This is a genomic window from Kiloniella spongiae (assembly GCF_001026905.1).
Taxonomy (GTDB): Bacteria; Pseudomonadota; Alphaproteobacteria; order Kiloniellales; family Kiloniellaceae; genus Kiloniella; species Kiloniella spongiae.
The window spans coordinates 164,623-183,125 of record NZ_LAQL01000003.1 but is presented as its reverse complement, the minus strand read 5'-3'; the positions used below and the strand labels follow the sequence as shown (position 1 = coordinate 183,125).

22 protein-coding genes are annotated in these 18,503 nt (G+C 44.2%); 14 read left to right on the top strand and 8 right to left on the bottom strand.

Features of this window, described 5'->3' with window-relative positions:
* Positions 1-151 precede the first annotated feature (151 nt).
* Positions 152-1,150 carry an NAD(P)H-dependent flavin oxidoreductase gene (locus WH96_RS04775; protein ID WP_047762990.1) on the top strand — a complete coding sequence of 333 codons (999 nt, stop codon included), beginning with the start codon at positions 152-154 and terminating at the stop codon, positions 1,148-1,150.
* A 117-nt stretch (positions 1,151-1,267) separates the two neighbouring features.
* Here WH96_RS04775 and WH96_RS21720 read toward each other — a convergent pair whose 3' ends face one another.
* The 3 genes from WH96_RS21720 to WH96_RS04765 all read right to left on the bottom strand — a co-directional run bounded on the left by WH96_RS21720 (position 1,268) and on the right by WH96_RS04765 (position 3,482).
* On the bottom strand, positions 1,268-1,429 hold the full coding sequence (locus WH96_RS21720; protein ID WP_082130340.1) for a DUF1737 domain-containing protein: 162 nt from the start codon (positions 1,427-1,429) through the stop codon (positions 1,268-1,270).
* A 133-nt stretch (positions 1,430-1,562) separates the two neighbouring features.
* Positions 1,563-2,339 carry a substrate-binding periplasmic protein gene (locus tag WH96_RS04770; protein ID WP_047762989.1) on the bottom strand — a complete coding sequence of 259 codons (777 nt, stop codon included), beginning with the start codon at positions 2,337-2,339 and terminating at the stop codon, positions 1,563-1,565.
* 195 nt (positions 2,340-2,534) lie between these two features.
* Positions 2,535-3,482 (bottom strand): substrate-binding periplasmic protein, encoded by a 948-nt coding sequence (locus tag WH96_RS04765; RefSeq protein WP_047762988.1) that lies wholly within the window; start codon positions 3,480-3,482, stop codon positions 2,535-2,537.
* Positions 3,483-4,055: 573 nt separating this feature from the next.
* Between WH96_RS04765 and WH96_RS04760 the strand changes: the two genes are divergently transcribed.
* Positions 4,056-4,508 carry a PAS domain-containing protein gene (locus tag WH96_RS04760; protein WP_047762987.1) on the top strand — a complete coding sequence of 151 codons (453 nt, stop codon included), beginning with the start codon at positions 4,056-4,058 and terminating at the stop codon, positions 4,506-4,508.
* A 122-nt stretch (positions 4,509-4,630) separates the two neighbouring features.
* Here the strand turns inward: WH96_RS04760 and WH96_RS04755 are convergent, their stop codons facing one another.
* On the bottom strand, positions 4,631-5,485 hold the full coding sequence (locus tag WH96_RS04755; RefSeq protein WP_047762986.1) for a tetratricopeptide repeat protein: 855 nt from the start codon (positions 5,483-5,485) through the stop codon (positions 4,631-4,633).
* A 112-nt stretch (positions 5,486-5,597) separates the two neighbouring features.
* Here WH96_RS04755 and WH96_RS04750 point away from each other — a divergent pair, with 112 nt between their 5' ends.
* The 3 genes from WH96_RS04750 to WH96_RS04740 are packed head-to-tail and all read left to right on the top strand — an operon-like array spanning position 5,598 to position 7,638.
* On the top strand, positions 5,598-5,861 hold the full coding sequence (locus WH96_RS04750; protein WP_156176697.1) for a hypothetical protein: 264 nt from the start codon (positions 5,598-5,600) through the stop codon (positions 5,859-5,861).
* Positions 5,862-5,911: 50 nt separating this feature from the next.
* A complete protein-coding gene (locus tag WH96_RS04745; protein ID WP_047762984.1) occupies positions 5,912-6,805 on the top strand; it encodes a class I SAM-dependent methyltransferase in 894 nt (297 codons plus the stop codon).
* A 53-nt stretch (positions 6,806-6,858) separates the two neighbouring features.
* Entirely contained in the window at positions 6,859-7,638 is a 780-nt protein-coding gene (locus WH96_RS04740; RefSeq protein WP_047762983.1) for a hypothetical protein, read from the top strand.
* Positions 7,639-7,838: 200 nt separating this feature from the next.
* On the opposite strand, the gene WH96_RS04735 is transcribed toward WH96_RS04740, so the two are convergent.
* A complete protein-coding gene (locus WH96_RS04735) occupies positions 7,839-8,024 on the bottom strand; it encodes a hypothetical protein (protein ID WP_047762982.1) in 186 nt (61 codons plus the stop codon).
* Positions 8,025-8,589: 565 nt separating this feature from the next.
* Between WH96_RS04735 and WH96_RS04730 the strand changes: the two genes are divergently transcribed.
* The gene (locus WH96_RS04730; protein WP_204248125.1) at positions 8,590-9,588 is read left to right on the top strand and encodes a sterol desaturase family protein; all 999 of its coding nucleotides are present in this window, start codon (positions 8,590-8,592) and stop codon (positions 9,586-9,588) included.
* Here the strand turns inward: WH96_RS04730 and WH96_RS04725 are convergent.
* On the bottom strand, positions 9,585-10,118 hold the full coding sequence (locus WH96_RS04725) for a PAS domain-containing protein (RefSeq protein WP_245629455.1): 534 nt from the start codon (positions 10,116-10,118) through the stop codon (positions 9,585-9,587). The two genes, WH96_RS04730 and WH96_RS04725, sit on opposite strands and share 4 nt — an antisense overlap.
* A 282-nt stretch (positions 10,119-10,400) precedes the next feature.
* On the opposite strand from WH96_RS04725, the gene WH96_RS04720 reads away from it, so the two are divergent.
* On the top strand, positions 10,401-10,952 hold the full coding sequence (locus WH96_RS04720; protein WP_047762979.1) for a histidine phosphatase family protein: 552 nt from the start codon (positions 10,401-10,403) through the stop codon (positions 10,950-10,952).
* A 75-nt stretch (positions 10,953-11,027) separates the two neighbouring features.
* Here the strand turns inward: WH96_RS04720 and WH96_RS04715 are convergent, their stop codons facing one another.
* Entirely contained in the window at positions 11,028-11,981 is a 954-nt protein-coding gene (locus tag WH96_RS04715; protein WP_047762978.1) for a LysR substrate-binding domain-containing protein, read from the bottom strand.
* Between the two features lie 165 nt (positions 11,982-12,146).
* Here WH96_RS04715 and WH96_RS04710 point away from each other — a divergent pair, with 165 nt between their 5' ends.
* The 6 genes from WH96_RS04710 to WH96_RS04685 all read left to right on the top strand — a co-directional run bounded on the left by WH96_RS04710 (position 12,147) and on the right by WH96_RS04685 (position 16,702).
* The gene (locus WH96_RS04710; RefSeq protein WP_047762977.1) at positions 12,147-13,340 is read left to right on the top strand and encodes an aminotransferase class V-fold PLP-dependent enzyme; all 1,194 of its coding nucleotides are present in this window, start codon (positions 12,147-12,149) and stop codon (positions 13,338-13,340) included.
* 218 nt (positions 13,341-13,558) lie between these two features.
* A complete protein-coding gene (locus WH96_RS04705) occupies positions 13,559-14,086 on the top strand; it encodes a PAS domain-containing protein (RefSeq protein WP_047762976.1) in 528 nt (175 codons plus the stop codon).
* Positions 14,087-14,208: 122 nt separating this feature from the next.
* Positions 14,209-14,736 (top strand): PAS domain-containing protein, encoded by a 528-nt coding sequence (locus WH96_RS04700; protein ID WP_047762975.1) that lies wholly within the window; start codon positions 14,209-14,211, stop codon positions 14,734-14,736.
* A gap of 155 nt (positions 14,737-14,891) precedes the next feature.
* Positions 14,892-15,080 (top strand): hypothetical protein, encoded by a 189-nt coding sequence (locus WH96_RS04695; RefSeq protein WP_047762974.1) that lies wholly within the window; start codon positions 14,892-14,894, stop codon positions 15,078-15,080.
* A 491-nt stretch (positions 15,081-15,571) separates the two neighbouring features.
* A complete protein-coding gene (locus WH96_RS04690) occupies positions 15,572-16,264 on the top strand; it encodes a CatA-like O-acetyltransferase (protein ID WP_047762973.1) in 693 nt (230 codons plus the stop codon).
* Positions 16,265-16,315: 51 nt separating this feature from the next.
* Positions 16,316-16,702 (top strand): VOC family protein, encoded by a 387-nt coding sequence (locus WH96_RS04685; protein ID WP_082130337.1) that lies wholly within the window; start codon positions 16,316-16,318, stop codon positions 16,700-16,702.
* Between the two features lie 3 nt (positions 16,703-16,705).
* On the opposite strand, the gene WH96_RS21140 is transcribed toward WH96_RS04685, so the two are convergent.
* On the bottom strand, positions 16,706-17,758 hold the full coding sequence (locus WH96_RS21140) for a helix-turn-helix transcriptional regulator (RefSeq protein WP_053005686.1): 1,053 nt from the start codon (positions 17,756-17,758) through the stop codon (positions 16,706-16,708).
* A gap of 161 nt (positions 17,759-17,919) precedes the next feature.
* Here WH96_RS21140 and WH96_RS04675 point away from each other — a divergent pair, with 161 nt between their 5' ends.
* A complete protein-coding gene (locus tag WH96_RS04675) occupies positions 17,920-18,456 on the top strand; it encodes a peroxiredoxin-like family protein (protein ID WP_047762971.1) in 537 nt (178 codons plus the stop codon).
* The last annotated feature ends 47 nt before the right edge of the window (positions 18,457-18,503 follow it).

Sequence of the window (18,503 nt, the reverse complement as noted above, 5' to 3'; positions counted from 1 at the left end):
CAACACAAGCACCTGTCGGTATCTTCTAAATTCAGATGTTGTCGTAAATCGTTTCAAAAATGTTGTGAGATGCTACCGACTTGCGATCTGAAACCCATAGAATTATATCTTACTCAAAATGGGAAACATCACACAAAAGAAGAAGCAATTAATGCAACCAAAAATCAGAACCCGCTTGACCCACTTGCTCGGCATACAACATCCCATTCTCTGTGGTGGCTTGATGCATTTGTCTGATGCAAATTATGTTGCGGCTGTGGTCAATGCCGGGGCCATGGGGTTTATTTCTGCATTGACCTTTCCCGACCCAAAACAGCTAGGGGATGAAATCCAAAAATGTCGCGATTTGGCAGGCGACAAGCCCTTTGGCGTCAATCTCTATATTTCTCCCAGACAAGATGCTAATGACCGTCTGGAAAAACTGTTGACGGTGGTCCGGGATGAAAAAGTTGTGGTTGTTGAAACTGCGGGCGGTAATCCCGGCCCAATCATCCCCTTTATGAAAGAAGCCGGGATCAAGGTTATTCACAAGGTTCCTGCCGTCCGCTTCGCCCTTTCTGCTGAACGCGCAGGTGTCGATGCTGTCAGTCTGGTCGGGGCAGAATGCGGCGGACACCCCGGCTACATGATGGTCGGGTCCATGGTCCAGGCTGCTGATGGTCCGCAAAAACTATCTGTCCCTGTCATTCTCGGTGGTGGCATTGGTCACGGCAGCCAATTGACCGCCGCTCTTGCCATGGGGTGCGAAGGTGTTTTGATGGGAACCCGCATGCTGGTTTCCAGCGAACTCCAGGCTCACCAAAATTACAAAAAGCGTGTGATCGAAGGCACCGGACTGGACAGCATCGTTGTGCAAAAAAAATTGAATAACCACCACCGGGTTCTAGACAACCAAACGGCACAGGCCGTCCTCGCGCTGGAAAATAAAGGCGCGGAAAATTACGAAGATTACGCGCACCTACTCAATGGTGACCTCTCAAAAGAAGCCTATGCGTCCGGCAATACGGATCAGGGGTTACTCGATTACGGACAAAGCGCCTGTTTTGCCAATGCCATTGAACCTGTAAGGGCAATTGTCACGCAGTTCATGCAAGAAGCATTCGACGCCAAAGAAAGACTATCAGAGTTAAGGACGGAATATTCAGAATAAGTTGATATTACGAAGAGCGATATACCGATACAAACAATCTTAACAGATACTTCCGCTCAGCAGAGGTACCTTCTGCAAGCAAATTGGCAGCGCCATAAAAAGACCCTCAAAGTATTATCAATCACGCTTGATCATGGGTTGGTAAAAATAAGGGAAACCTTCATCATCTTTATTGATAATCAGACTACCGCAAACATCCCATCCCTCATTAAGCAAAGAGGTCACTTTTTCATTGAGATCTTCGCGACTGTGTTCAAGAACCAGTTCATATTTCTGCATCTGAAATTCGCTTCCCTTTTCGGCGTGGTTATCTGATTTTTATTAAGCATGCATCAGAAAGATTAAAAGGTTCTGAAAATTTGCAATTAATAAGGCTCAAACAATAAGACGAAGACATTGATAAGGCATGATCCTAGCTTTGCGGGATAATCATATCCTGTTGAATAATAGTGTTTAACTTCTTTAACAGACCTGGTGGCATGCTGTTTTTACCCAGCATTATATGTACAGGTCCCAATTCCACCTTGACCTTTTCATGGGGGATAACAACGCCGCCCAAACCATCTGCCTTGATCCGAGCTTTGCCTGTTTCCTTATCCACCAGAAATCCATCCACACGATCACTGATCAACATCTGGAAATTCTCGCCGCCTATCGCTTGAAAAACCCTATCTTTGAATTTGGGCTTCTTCATTAAAGCCAAGAATTCTTCGCCGTAATAAGCATTGCGGGATACACCCAATCTGAACGATGACCCGATGATATCCTTCAATCCCGTAAAGTGATCAAAGTCATGCCGATTAGCAAGCATGAAAAGCCAAACCGTTTCATTTCGATAGGGAGCACTGAAATTAGCGTATTTACGACGCTCTACTGTATTCGACATTCCCAAAAGAACGTCCAAACGCCCCTCTTTCAAGGCCTTTAGCAAACGTGCCCAGGGCTTGGAGACATACTTCAAATCACAGCCCAAAGCCCCTAGATACTTTTCCGCTGCGCGGATATCCACGCCAATCGGTTTGCTGTCGTCGCCGTTTTTACCAACCATCTGATAGGGGGGCCAGTCAATCCATCCAACTGTAAGCTCACCACAAGCCTCTTCAGCCCGTACGGATGACGCAAAGGTCAAAATAAAACCAGCTAAAATACCAGCCAAGCTTTTGGCATCCGGCTTTCCCCCCCAAATCATTTTGTACCCCTCTTTTCCCAAAGAAATTCGGCAATTCCTTCGGGTAGATTGCATTTTACAAATATTTACAGTGATATTGCCCACGGCAACACCTAGAGATCAAGTGTTTATGTTTTAAGGGAGTAGTTTTAAGAAGCGGTTAACCGAAGTGCTTCTTTTTATTAAAAAATTATGTAAACAGTCGCGCCTTTAAATTCAGGAACATTGGCCCGCGACAATCATCATTCCGTCTTCTACCGTCTCATTATCTTTCGCATTTAGCTCGATATTCTTCAGAAATAAACTTTTTCTCTGTTCATCCGGCAAAGCAGATACCAAATGATATTTCGCCATTATGGTAATCCACTCAGGATCTCTTTTCATAGAGATCACAATCTTGTCCAAAAACTTTTTAAGCATTGGCATATAACCATTGATCAAGATCTGGCGGGCATAAATGCTCTGTTTTCTCTCTCCCAAATGGATCTGATCTTCCAGACCGATTTCTTTGATCAGATATCTGGCCGAAGATTGAGACATAATCCCAACATCAACACGATGATGGGAAACCAAACGAAGCAACGCGCGCTCATCCGGGACATTTGTGCGTTTGACAGTTCCCCGACGTACACCTTCATCCACCCCCCGATACCGATAACCAAGAAGTCCAGCAACCAACTTGTTAGTCAAGCTTGAGAGATCGCTGACTTCAACCGGATAATTACTTGCAGAAACAAACACATTCCCATCGGTCATCAGGGCGCTGGTCCAACGATAACGATATGAGTATGTTCCCTGAAAGGTTTGCGTAGAAGCCCAGGGAACAATAACTTTACGGCCTGATTCGAGTTCTCGTTCAAGACGTTTTTTAGGCAAGTGAGTAAGGACAAAGTGATAGCGCCCTGCTCCTTTCCTATTCAGATATTCGACCAGGTCATAACTCAAGCCTTGTTCAGGCCCGATAACAAACGGAGGTGTTTTGTGATAATTATAAACGTCAACTGTTCTGGCCCTGACAGTTGTTACTTTTGGGGTTGTTGTTATTTTTGTTGCCGAAACTTCCGCTGATATTGCGCTTAGCGGCCACAAAAAACCAACTGCAAAGACAACAGAGAAAACAAGGACTATTCGAAAAAAGAACAACGCACGCACAAGGTATAACATAACGAACACCTATCGCTTGTTTACCCCCCATTTTCGCATGCAAGGGCTTATACTACCACGCAAGGCACCTCCCTTGAACCCGCCAAACGCGTAAATTACTCTTTTCGCCGCCAACTAAAGTTGCAAAAACCCCATATCAACGCACCAATAGCTTGGTAAAATTCAACAAAAGAAGCTTTTTGTTCTGAACAAACAATTACTTAAATAATGGAAAAAAACATAATCAAAAAATTACTTTTATTTAAACACCAAAATAATAATTCACGATCAATTCACGTAGGCAAAGAAAATATTCTTAGAAAGACTCCAGTCATGACATAAAAATTATGGCGAAAACACCCTGTATTTCCTCAGGCATTTCATGTTTTGGAAATAAAACAGGTTTTACCTTTTCTTATTGAGATCTCAGAAGGTATAACCTGCGACGATAGGCGTTAGAATAAATAAAATAAGCCCAATAATGGACAGAAATGCTTTATTCACTAATTTCATGGCAAAATAATATTGCATGAGTACATATAAAATAACGTCGTTACGAATAACACTTAATACTCGTATTGGATAAGAATTAGCGTGGCAGAAATACACCGGGATTTGGAAGAAAGCAAAAATCATCCCGCCATCAAAGGGTTCCTTGAGCTTTGTGATGAGGCTAGAGGTGACAGTGCAATGTCTCTAGCCCTGATCCAAAGCCGCCCCTTTGTCAGCTATTGGCCTACACTCATCCTCAATCGCTGGCATGAGGATAGAAAAGATTTCCTCTATAGTTTCTGGGGCTCAAAACTGTCCACCGTTTACGGCATGGATCTTACGGGAAAATATATTCTTCGCGGTGAATTCAAAGAGACCGAAACGATATTCTGGACTGCCCATAAAGATGTCATTACCGACCTCAAACCAGTTTATCTAAACACCAGTATTCATTGGCTCGACAAAGAGCACCAGACTTTCAATGCCGTTATCATCCCGTTGGAACGTGACGGGAAAATAACCGAGACCATCGCCTACGTCGCCTTTGATAGCTGATCTGTATTTTAGAGAATTACATTTGGATTTCGACAAAATACAATCCAGTCAATTGACCAGCCATTTTACCGGACAATTTAAATATCAAAACAGATCAATATTTCAGGCTTTAATAATAGATTTTAATAATACTCGCTATACATCTGACAGCTTGATGCGATACAGGCTTTCAGCGCTTCGGTTGTCGCATCACTTGCAATGCCATCTACTGTACCGGAATAGTACCCGTTTTCGCTAAGCCAGTTTTGATCGCCCTCAATGCGTTCCTGACCGCCAACTTCCTGTGCTTTCAAATAGGTTTTCAACGCTTCTTCAGGCTGCCTATCCTCCACATAGGCAGCGGCCAGTGTGTCCCACGTTTCATAATCATTGGGGTCCAGTTCGATTGCTTTTTTAGCAAAAACAACGGCTTCTTTTCCGTTACGTTCGTCCCTATCCGGATTGATTGCAAGAAGCCAAGCCAGGGCATTCAATGCATAAGAATCTTTGGGATTGAGCCGAACCACAGCTCTGTAATCCAGAATAGCCAAATCAAGTTGATCACGATCTGAAAAGATCCCCGCCCTGTAATAATAAGCATCAGCGTTTTTTGGGTCTCGAGAAATCACCAAATTATAATCTTCAAATGCACGATCATAATTATCCAGATTTTCGTAAGCAGATGCTCTTTCGAAATAGTTAGACACCCGCTTTGGATCATAGGAAATCGCCTGCGTCAAATCCGCAACGGCAGCTTCATACTCCCCATCTTCAATTTGTGCCAATGCCCGCAATCGATAGACAATTCCATAGCCTTTATCCGGTAAATCACCGGAATGAATAAGCCAACCACAGGCCTCTATCCGCAAAGCCGCTGACGCATCCGGGTCATTGCAATGTTTCGATTGCGTTTGAAAACTCTGCGCAAAGACAATGTTGGGCAGAAAAACAAAAGCTGCAATCACTGCGCAAATGAAGATAGGAAATGATCGAAACATAGATATTCTTTTTATTCTAGACCTCAACAATCCGGGAGCCTTACAATCAACAGATGTAATTTATAGCCTATTACATGAATTGCAAACCTTTAGGAGAAACCAGGTGGATACGATGAACGAACTTCTTATTACCGGAACGACCGTTATTCTAGCCCTTTCCATTCCGATGGTTCTCTGGCTCGGGCATCTCAATCGCAAAGGTGGCAAGGATGGAGAAACCCGGGGGATTGGGTGGCAATTTATTCGCTATACGGTGTTGAGTATTGCCTTACCCATTGTGGCGATCCTTGCACTTAATGGTGCGTTAGAAGGTGAAGCCGCGACCATTATTGCCGGGGCACTTGGTTATGCTTTTGGAAAAAAGGATGATAGCTGATAACTTCGTTATCGCTTTGATATTCCTTCCCCCTTTACAGATGCCCCATCATGATAAGAACAAACAACCACGCAAACGCAGCATTTAAACAAACTGAAATAGAAGACTGGGCGCACGCGGCCGCTGCCTGGCACAGATGGATACCTGAAGTAAATGATTTCCTGAATGTCGCCACTGACATCATGCTCGATCAGGCAGATATAGAGATTAGTCACCATGTTCTGGATATTGCCGCTGGTGATGGCAGTCAGTCACTCATGGCCGCAGAGTTAGTTGGTAAAACAGGTTCTGTCCTTGCTACCGATATTTCGCCTGCTTTTGTCAAAATTGCTGGGGCAATCGCACAGGCAAAGGGTGTCGAGAACATCACGACCGAGGTAATGGACGCAGAAAATCTTACCCTGAAAGATAACAGCTTTGATGCCGTCATTTCACGTCTGGGTTTGATGTTCCTGCCCGATCCACTGAGAGGTTTACAGGAAATACATCGCGTTCTGAAACCTTCGGGATCTTTTGCTGCCGTTGTTTTTACTACGGCCGATAAAAGTCCCTTCTTTACAATACCGTCGCAGGTCATCCGTGATCAGTTAAACTTGCCCAATCCTACGGATATGTCACCCGCTCAACAAGCCCACCAACCCGGTCCCTTCGCCTTGGGTGCACCGGACGTTCTCGCGGGTCTCTTGTCCCGGGCCGGATTTGTTAATATCGAACAGGAAATTATCGAAGCTCCCTTGCGGTTTAAAACCACAGAAGACTTTGTCCAATGGCGCCGTGATATTGCTATGTCACTACAAAAAATGCTGACCGGACAAGATACACAAACACAAGAAAGAATATGGAGAGACATCACCGAAGCCATGCGCCAGTTCGAGACCAGCGACGGCTTTGAGACACCCAGCGAGCTTCTGATCTGTTCGGGGCAAAAACCGGGAAATTTCTGATCGATTTTACTTAATATATTTATTCAAATGTAATTAGAGAACGTACTTTTATTATGATAAATAGCTTCGGGTTCAAACAACGCCTATTTCTAATCTTTTTTACAATTTTAATGGGAAGCCACATCCATATATTTCAGGAAGAAATTCAATTTCACCTCAATCAGCTTGTTCAAACAAAAACACTTTCTGGAGAGGTAAAATTTAGTATTAACAAATTTAGCATCGAATTCCTTATTCAACTCATTACTTCTTTTGTATGCGGCGCAGTTGTGATTCCAATTTGGTTTAAAAACATCCGTTTTACATCACGTACTCGAGCTATGCTGAGTCTGTTCTTATTCATACCTATTGCAAGCTTCGCAGATCAATTTTTTCTTGAGAGATTTATGCTTGAGTCAATTTTTTTATCAAATTTTGTCACCAAACTTTATTTTACCTCTCTCTTTTTAGTCGCTGGCTTTTACATCTTGCCGAAATTCATATCTTTATCTGAATATCAACCAGGGAAAGCCTTAAAGGGAGGCATTTTAGCTTGTGCCTTTATTATGCCATTTGCTTTGGTTTATGACACTATTTCTGAACACTATCCTTTTTTCATTACCTACCTGTTAGACGACAGCTTAAAAAATTCTACTCAAGAAAATTATATCTATTATTTTATTGGTTATTTAATTCACCATTACACCACCCTAGAAACCTATATCAGCTCTTACGGTATGATATGGTTTAGTGTTTCTTTCTTTGCTAGTGGCATCAGTGCCTGGTTTGCCTATTTTATCATTTACCAAAGCAATTTAAAAAACTGGCAGAAAGAAGTGACTGTATTTGAATAACTGAACTCTGGATTTTGCTGATCCATACCCAGGATTATAACCAACTACGCACTAAAAACCACACAAAGAAAAACCCCCGCGCCTTTGAGCCGGGGGGGTTTTCTTTACACCAATCCTTTTGGATAAAGCGTCCGAGTATTCACACAGTTTTTAAAAGTGTTCTAGATACACAATTCTAACGATATTATTTACTACATTCCTTACTGAGGAATAATGTCACGTACGAGGCGTGGATCCAGATTGTTCAGGATCTTGGCAACGCGGCGTTCTTGGCGTTTTGCTTTATGAGCAACGATCGCGTCTGAAACAGCGGTTTTAACAAGAGCAACGATACCTTCTTTGAAGAAGGAAACGGGCTGTGCAACATTTACTGACACATGTGCCATAGTCTTTAATCCTAGTTAAAAGCTCGGTCCCGCAGATCCCGACAGCCAAGTTGTTTTTACTGATTCCTAGGTACGCTCAGTTGATCAAATCGACAATTGAAATTTATTCATTCTGGCTATGCGTTTTCAGCATAGGACTACCCCAAAAAGCCCCTATAGGTCAGGGTCTTGTCGCAGTTAAGACAAAACAATGTCGCATACAATATTTGTCCCTAAATTGCCTCATTTTAAAAAGCTTTTAGCACTTAAAAAAATTACTCATTGGGTTCTCTTTTTACGTCGTAAACAGCATACAAATGGCGTAATTTTTACACTTTGTCTTTATGGCGTCATTGCACAAAGCATTTCCTGTTTGTCACCAAAACAAAATCAAGCCGAGTCTTATTAAGCCCCCCCTACTCAGCGGCGGGGTTAAAGGGATTCATCCATAACTTTCTTTGTCATGAAACCTGAAGGCAAACGACATAAAGAAACGACACACAGTAGAAAATCTATTTATATTCAAAGCTATTTTAGAGTACCATCACGAGAATTGTGGATTTAGGTCGTTTAAGATATACAAACGGTGAGATATACAAACAGACCGATATTAGAGTTTAAGTGGTGGGGATACATGACGATTGAAAATACAGCAGCCAGCGAAGGCTTGGGAAGGAAAATACTCGCAAGAACAGCCTGGCCCGTGCTTTTGATCCTTTGTATCTGCACCACCGCCTATGGCTTTGCCATTGATCGCCCTGTGATTGTCTTCAACCTGACCTATCTGGCGCTGGCCGTTGCGCTCTATCTTTTGGAACGCAATATGCCGTTTGAAAAGACGTGGCTGGAAAACGATGGACAGACCTTTGCCAACATCGCCCACACCCTGACCAGTAAAGGCCTGGTTCAGGGTTTAGTGACTTTTAGCGGTGTCATCGGAATTACCGCCTACATCACCCCCATGCAGGGCGAAGGTTATGGTATCTGGCCACGCGACTGGCCACTGGCTATTCAGGTAATCATGACGCTTGTTGCGGCTGAATTCGGCCTCTATTGGGCACACAGAATTTCCCACGAGTGGAAGCCGCTTTGGAAATTCCATGCCATCCACCATTCCGTCACAAGGCTGTGGATCGTCAACACCGGACGGTTCCACTTTATTGATTCCCTGCTGTCGATTGTACTGGGCATCAGTATTCCTCTGGCGCTGGGTGCCCCGTTAGAAGCAATCACCTGGCTATCAGCCATCACCGCCTATATCGGCATGCTGACACACTGTAACGTGGATATGCGCTTTGGATTACTTTCTATGGTCTTCAATACCCCCGGCCTGCACCGCTGGCATCACAGTAAAAAGATTGTCGAAGGAAACAGAAACTACGGCGAAAACCTGATGGTATGGGATATGATTTTTGGCACTTGGATCAATCCGGACCGCCGCCCCCCAGCCAGAATTGGCATTACCGAGGAAATGCCCACAAGCTTTCCGGCCCAACTGGTCTGGCCCTTTAAAGAAATCAAAGAACTTGACCAAGAAGGCTGGACAACCCTGATCAACGAAGAGAACACCAAACCTAAAGTTTAATCTTGAAAACTGGAAATACCCGCACCTATATCCATAAAATCGCGACGCATAACCGTGACATTCTCCAACCGGGCATTATCACCTATATAATCATCTGTGTCCGGTTTAATCTCGTTACTCTGACATAAAACAATGGGGTTTGGGCTCATGTCGTTTTCCAATGGCAGCATAAACACTTCCAGAAACATGCGCCGCCCCGAAGACATACCATGGTTTGAAACCACCCGCATGCCACAAGGTTGCTCAACAACTGAAAAAAAAGACTGACTTGCCTTTGCCTTACGCTCATCAGCGACAAAATCCAGATAATTTTTCCCGGTAGGATCAAAGCCCATTCGCTCGCGCACTGCAGTTCCCGCAAGGCGAAATCGAATAAAATTCTCACTAACCATCTCATAGATAATCAGGTTGGGTAAAAGCTGCGGTACTTTTTCAGGAAAAAAACTACTCCGCAAAGGCAAAACCCCATCACGAGGCAAACTTAGCCAGCAGTCCAATAACGCCTGACTATGGGGGTGAAAAAGTTCAATAATTGCTCAAACTCCACACTGTCACACACAAACAGTTTGATTGTACGATTTCATATAGATTGTACGATTTCATATAATAGCATTCATTGTTGAGAAAAAAGGTAAATATTCAACGAATAAAATAGCTTTTTTATTTTAATAATACCCGAAAAAACATCCGGAAAAACATCCTGCGATTTTACCAAAAACAATAACGTTAACAACATATTGTAAACAAACGAATTGCCCCTTAATATTTCGACAATCAATTTTATTACCCTACGTTCAGAAAATGAGAAATCTATGCCGGTTTATCTAATTCGTCACGGTCAGTCAGAATTCAATGCCGTAGCCCGCGACGGTATTGATCCCCTCATCTACGACGCCCCCTTAACAGCCTTGGGGCAATCACAAGCCGACCGTGCCCGTGAAATGATCAGCGACCTCAATATCCAGCACGTTATTTGCTCGCCACTAACCCGCGCCGTGCAAACGGCGTTGCGCATTTTCAAAGATGAGGTTCCGATAACAATTGAGGCCACCCATCGGGAAATGGTCTGTAACAGCTGTGATGTGGGTCGGCACCCCGATACTTTATCCCGTGATTTTCCCGATCTCAGTTTTGAACACCTCGACGATCACTGGTGGCACAAAGGTCCAGAAAATGAACACGGTGTCCCACATGAACCAGAAGATGTTTTCAACAAACGTATAGAAGATTTTGTGTTGCGTTTGGAAACCACGGCGACAGCCCCCTTTACAACGCGTCCACTTGCCATCGTCGGACATGGACTATTCTTTCAGGGGTTGGTCGGTCGCCTGATGGATAACTGTGAAATCGTAAGGTACAAATAGCTTTGGCCAATATCTTGTGGCATACACTATGAGACAAAGCCTATCCGAAGATTACCCTATAAGAAAAGCAAACGATTATTGCTTTATTAGCGGTTGCATCGCGATTTCAGCTTTAAAACGCTCCACTGTTGTCATTAACCACTCCCGAAATGTCTCGACATGCGGTAATCTGGCCTTGCTTTTTTCAGTCACAAGATAATGCGCCCCGATAGGCAAGGCCTTGCACGCCACAGCGGGCACCAAGCTCCCCAAAGACAACTCATTCGAAACATATGCCAGATTAGCCAGGGCAATACCATGTCCCGCCACCGCAGTCTGAATAGCAGTATCGTCGTGTTCAAATTTGAGGGCCCGATCCAGCGCAAGTTCAACTTCCCCGGACTTTATGGCCCAACTGCGCCAATCCCGCCCCGTCGGTTCATTAAAAATAACCCGGTGATTTTTCAGATCCTTCAGTAACAAAGTTTTGCTGATATGATCGTTTCCTACTGTTTGCAGTTCCAGATACCCAGGCGCACAAACAGGCAATAGCCATTCTGTCATGATCAACTCACCGTTCTCGGGCACCGTGCTTGTCTTGTCTGATGGGTCGCCAAGTTGATAGATAATTGACGCATCAAACCGGCGACTTTGTACTGTTCCCGGATAGGTAACTGTTTGCAGGTTGATCGGGATATTGGGATACAGCGCCTCAAATCCGGATAGACGGGGCATCAACCAGCGAATGGCAAAGGACGTTGTTACCGATAGGGTAAAGTTGGATACACCACCAAGAATTTCATCAGAAACCTGAGCGATCTGGAACAGAGCCTGATCCGTCACATCATAAAGTTTGCGTCCCTCGTCACTTAGCTGGACACCACGGTGTAATCGCAAGAACAATGCACAGCCAAAATATTCTTCCAGTAATTTGATTTGCCGACTAATGGCCCCTTCCGTGACGCAAAGTTCTCGGGCAGCTTCCTTGAAACTCAGATGCGAAGCAGCGGCCGTAAAATGTCGTATCGCAGTCATGGGGGGTAATTTCATAACGACCTCTTAGTCTTCAATCATCCTTATTCGGAAAAGCCAGTTAAACACATGGCTTGATTTTTTGTAAAGACAAGCTGATTTTAAATCGTTTGAGAAAACAGCTATATTTCGTATTCTCTCAGTAATTAAAAAATATACTTCATTCAGAAGAAAGCAACTGAGATGTCCCCAAATATTAAAATCGACCTCGAAAGAATTTTTGCTGATACACCGGGCAAAGAAAGCTGTATTCATTTGAATAATTGTGGATCATCCCTAATGCCACAATCTGTATTGCAAAGTCAGATTGATCATCTGGAACTCGAAGCAGCAATCGGGGGATATGAGGCAGCCAACAAAAAATATGACGCAATCGAAGCGGTGTATGATTCCGTTGCTCGCTTGATAAATTGTCATAGAGACGAAGTTGCTGTTGTGGAAAATGCCACCGTGGGCTGGGCCATGGCTTTTTATGCCATTCCCTTTCAGGCAGGGGACCGTATCCTGACCGTCGAAGCGGAATATGCCTCTAACTATGTGGCCTATTTACAAATTGCCAAAGAGAAAGATGTATCCGTCGAAGTTATTCCCAGCGACGAAAACGGTGTCGTTTCTCTTGAGACATTGGAAGAAATGATTGATGAACGCGTCCGGGTTATCTCGGTTACACATGTTCCGACAAATTCTGGTTTGGTGAACCCTGTCGAAGAAATTGGTAAAATTGCGCGTAAACATGGCATTCTTTATGTTGTTGATGCCTGCCAATCTGCGGGGCAAATGTCGCTGGATGTGGAAAAGATCCAATGCGATGTACTCTCGGCCACCGCCCGTAAATTTTTACGCGGCCCCCGTGGTGTCGGTTTCGTTTATGTAAGGTCATCTGTTATTGAACACTTACATCCACCGATGATTGACCTGCTTTCCGCCACATGGGTTAGCGAAAATGAGTATGTATTAAGATCCGACGCACGGCGTTTCGAAAACTGGGAAAACAACTATGCGGCCAAACTGGGCATGGGGGCTTGCATCAATTATGCCCTTGAAATCGGGTTGGACAATATTCAAGCTAGAATAGATGAGTTGGCAAACTATCTACGGGATAACTTGCAGACAATTGACGCCGTGAAACTGCACACTCTCTGCCCGACCCAATGTGGAATAGTCACCTTTTCTATTGCGGGCAAAGATTCAGTAGATGCGGTCCAAACGATCCTTGAACAAGGCGTAAATGTCAGTACATCATCACCGTCCAGCACGCTGCTGGACGCCACTAAAAACAACCTACCGGTTCTTATCCGCTCGTCCGTACATTATTACAACGATCATCAGGAAATTGATCGCTTTGTCAGTATTATCCAAGATATCGCCAACGGATAATCAAAATTGAGCTAAAACAGGGAAAGATCAAGGATCCTGACATATAAAAACCAAGCTGCTGTTTAATATAAATTCGTATAAATTTTGTTTTATATCAATACACTAAAATTTAATCAGGTAGAAAAAATCAAGAAACAGTAGCTTGGTCATATTATGTTTAGAATTTATGACATATTCTGATATCTGCTTGTGAAAATTACACATGGTGGTGACAGTATATGTTCATTTCCGCGCAATCGGATTTGTCAGAATTAAAAGAATATCCGCGCCTGCTGGATGGTTGGCATTGGTATTCTGGCCTTTGTGAAAAACTGAGACGCCTTCCCTCTCGACAAGATATTAACCCGCTGGATATCAAATTCGCCCTAGGCTACGAAATGCTGGTCGAAAATGATCGCCAAACTCAGAACCCGCGTGTACGTCTGATCGGCATCGTTGCGGAAGAATTCATGGGTCTTTCTGTCAGTGCAACGGGAAAAACCTATGATACCTTTCTCACTGACGAGAGCAGAGTTACCGCCTGTGGCAAACTCACAGAAGCTCTAGACGAAGGGAAACCTCTGTTCGGGACAACAACATACGCCCGCAAAGACGGACGAACTTTTGGCTATGCCAGATTAATCTGCCCCCTTCACTCGCAAAACAATGAACCGGAAATGGTCTTTATCATCTTTCAAGCCTTTACAGAAAACGAAGACCGGGAAACAGGTGCAAAAAAAGAAGAAGCCATGAAACGCTGGCTTTAATTTAATTAATTCAAAGAACATCCAATTAATTATTAGACAAACAGTCGCTTGATCATATTCTGTTTAGAATATATGTCATATTCTGACATCTGCTTGTGATAATTAAATTTTGGTGACACTACATGTTCATTTCCGCGCAATCGGATTTGTCAGAACTCAAAGAATACCCCCGGCTGCTGGAAAGCTGGCATTGGTATTCCGCGCTTTGCAAAAAGCTAGGCTATCTTCCAACCCGACAAGATATTAATCCCACCGATATTAAATTTGCACTGGGTTATGAAATGCTGGTCGAAAATGACCGCGAGAATAAAAACCCGCGTGTACGCCTCGTCGGTATTGTGGCAGAGGAATTTATGGATCTGTCGGTCAGTGGCACAGGTAAAACATATGACGCCTTTCTGGATGACGAAAGCAGAATTAATGTCTGTGAAGAAGTGACTAGAGCACTGGATCAAGGACAGCCATTGTTCGGGATAATGACCTGTACCCGCAAGGATGGACGCTCTTTTACCTACGCACGAATTATCTGCCCTCTGCAAACTCTGGAAAATGAACCGGAAATGGTGTTCATTACCTTCCAGTCATTCACAGAAAATCAGGGCCCTCAATCAGGAACACAAAAAGAAGAGGTTGTTAGGCGTTGGCTTTAGAGGTCAACCGTAGCTATATCTTATTGACACAATCTATTATCAAAAAATAAGAAACAATCATTATATTTTTTCGTATATTATCATTTGGCGAAAAAGGCGCATATTAGTCATCAAGGGCAACCACTCTTTTATGAGTAACCAAGAGGACTAATTCGATGAAACCCATCGTAACTGCCAAAGATTTTGATTTTACAGCCGCTGATATCGACTTTCATGTTCGCGAAGCACATCGCCTGCGCTCTGAAGCTGCGGGCCGTTTGATTGTTGCTACGTTCAAGCCGCTGTTCAGATCCGTCAAAGAATTTCTGGGCCGTATGAGCTACCACAAGGTGAAACACGCCTAAGTCATTCAGCCAGAGCTTCTGTTCTTTAAAGCCAAATAATAACAACCCCACTGAGTGTCATTTTCATCCGAAAGGAAGCAACACTCACATTATTTGGCTAAGTTAGATATGAAGGTCAGCTAAAGACCAAAGCGGGAAAACCAAAGTGAAAAAAAGAGGATGTCGTCTCGACATCCTCTTTTTTGTGTCCGTACCACACAGGACTGTCTTAAGCATAAAGGTTTAAAATGCACATACCTTTCACGTTCACATATTTTTCACGTTCAGTGACCAGCTCAACTCCCGAGCCTCAAGCGATATAACGCTCAGGCTCTTTCTTCCAAAACGAATTAAACCAAAATTGTTTGGTGGACACATATCGTCCAAGAATAATAAATCATAAAAAATACCTCTCTGATCACAGATGATTATTGCACCCCGCCTCTGACTTGTTATCCTTTTTTCAATAAAAAAGTAACAACCCATTCTCTTGAAAAAACGGTTCCCTCCAGATGCCGAAAACGACACCCTTCTCAGAACAAAAAGAGCGGGAAATAGATCTGACAACATGGTCGCGGTATAGCCAGTACGCCATGTTCAAAGACTTTGCCTCGCCCCATTTCAGCATTACAACACGCGTTGATGTCACAGCGATAATGAAGGCAAGACAAAACCACGGCGCTTCGCCCTTTAACGCCATGCTCTTTTGCATCATGCAGGCATTCAATGCGGTGCCAGAACTAAGAACACGATTTCGCGATACAGCAGGACAGCCGACGGTTATAGAACATAACAGAGTTCACCCCTCGGTCACCGTTCCGATTGAAAATGATCGCTTTGCCTTTTGTGAAATTCCCTACACCTCTGATTGGCAGGCCTTTAACAATCACTGTCAAAGTGCGATTGCAGCGGGCAAGGCACAAACGGAACTAGATGAAAAAACCATCGACACGGATTACTGGATTTTCATGTCCTGTCTGCCCTGGTTGAACTTTACCGACATGCAACACCCCTTGAAAGGACCTGATGACTGTATCCCACGCCTGGCTTGGGGGAAGTTTGTTCCTCAACCAAAAATAGCCTCAAAAGGTGATGATCGATGGGAAGCCGCCGTTAATCTTACAGCCCATCACGCCCTTGTCGACGGTATTCATATGGCGCAATTTTTTCAAAATCTGGAAAATAATTGTCGCAATTTCTCATAACCTTACCTAGATAATATTGATCTAAAATACTTCCAATTTTAACAAAGAAAAATGATGATTTTCAATCACGTACAAATAAAAGTAAAAGACCTTGGATCGAGCAAACTCTTTTACGATCGCATAATGTTAGCCCTGGGATATGATCTCGTTCTTGATATTCCCGAGACGGTTTTTGGCTATGGTACCAGTGTTCATGACATGTTTGAAATACGTCAGGCTGATGAAGATGCCCCCCTCTCTCATGCGGTGCACATATCCTTTAACGCCAGCGATAAAAAAAGCGTTGATGAGTTCTATCGTATTGCCATAGAAAATGGCGCAAGCTGCAATGGCAAGCCGGGCTTACGACCGGAATACGAGGACGGCTATTACGCTGCTTTCATTTTGGATCTGGACGGTCATAACATCGAAGCAGTTTATGCGGAGCAAAGGGAGTAAACCTCACCCCCGCAGCATTTCCTGCTTTGGACTAAAGCCATAACGACGGGTGAAGGCCCGCGAGAGAGCAGCAGAGCTGGAAAAGCCAATTCGACCAGCAATAGCCTTGAGCGGCACCCCCCTGGACAGTTCTGTCCGTGCCAGCGTCAGACGCCAGTTTGAAAGATACTGTCCGGGTGTTACCCCCACTAATTTGCGAAAAGAATTGGCAAAATGAGTTCTGGACATTGCCGAAATTTCCGCAAGGTCTTCCAGATTATAATTACAATTCGGATTGTCATGCATCGCTATAATGGCCAATGAGATATTCGGATCGGCCAAGCCTGCCAATAACCCGACCTCTGTATGGCCCGCCTCTATCAAATGCCGCAACAGGCGTATGACCACAATCTCACAAAGGCGATCAATAACGGCACGACCACCGCAACGCGGCGCAATTGCTTCTTCCAAAAGAATATCCGTAACGGCCCGTAACGGCGCAGATTGATCTAATCGCACAATCACAAGATCAGGTAACGCCAAAGCAATCGGATTTGCTTCTCCACCTGTATCAACGACAGCACAAACGAAACCATTTGTAATGTGTCCTTCCCCTAAATCGCTCTCACCAAACGGCTCTCTTGAAATAATTTTGAAATCATGCGGCACACCGCGGGGATAAAAAACCAATAAAGGTACATCTGATTCCAGATCATTCAACTCAGGTGCAGATGATGAAATTTGCCCACGCTGTACAACAAAAAAGTTAGCCGCTCCAATAGGAAGCCCCGCACACGTAATGTTGGGGGCACCATCACTTTCGGGCTTCAATCTCAGCACATTTTCGTGGGTAGCTATATCCATTTGGGTAGCGACCTGACCGGTCGCACGTCCAGTGATCTCATCTACTGCACGGTCCGCAGTATCTTGCCCACCAAGATATTGCCCTTGTGCTTCAGGTTCTGGCTCTGGCTCTGGCGCTAACAAATCACGTCCGATGTTCTGCACACGGGCATGAATATGAAACCGTTGAATAAGGGCAGATAGGCGATCAGCTTTTTTAAATGGCTTTCGCAAAACAGTCTCCAGTTTCGTTTCTCACAAATTCTTTTTTGTACGATGGATCAACTTTTATGCACAAAAAGTATTTCTAAGTTCACTATATTCAATATCAAGCGCTGAAGTCCAGCCAAATGATTTATCAGACCAGACGACCTCCCAGAAAGGGACCCCTTGTAATGCTGATGCCTCGTCAGAAAACCCCAAACCTCTCTCTGCCAACACTCAATGATGGAACTTTTGACCTCAGTAGTGATAGCGCCGAGCGTTATACGCTTGTAACCTTTTACCGCGGCCTGCACTGCCCGATCTGTGCCAACTACCTGAAAGAGCTCGAGCGTCTGACACCGGAATTCGCAGAGCGCGGCGTAAAGACCATTGCCATCAGCTCAGACGGTAAAGAGCGTACAGAAGAAATGGCAGCAAAAATCGATGCCAAAAACCTGCGTTTTGCCTATGATCTTCCACTTTCTGTCGCCAAGGAATGGGGCCTCTATATCTCCACATCCCGCGGCAAGACATCTATCGGCATCGAAGAGCCAGCTCTTTTCTCTGAACCTGGTGTTTTCCTGATCACGCCGGAACAAACATTGTATTATGCATCCGTTCAGACAATGCCGTTTGTACGCCCGGTCTTCAAAGAAATGATCGGCGCTCTGGATTTCGTTATTGCTAACGATTACCCAGGACGGGGCGAGTACACAGGCGAAGTATAAGAATAAAAGAAATTAAAGAAGAAAAGGCCAAAAAGAAAAAAGCTAAA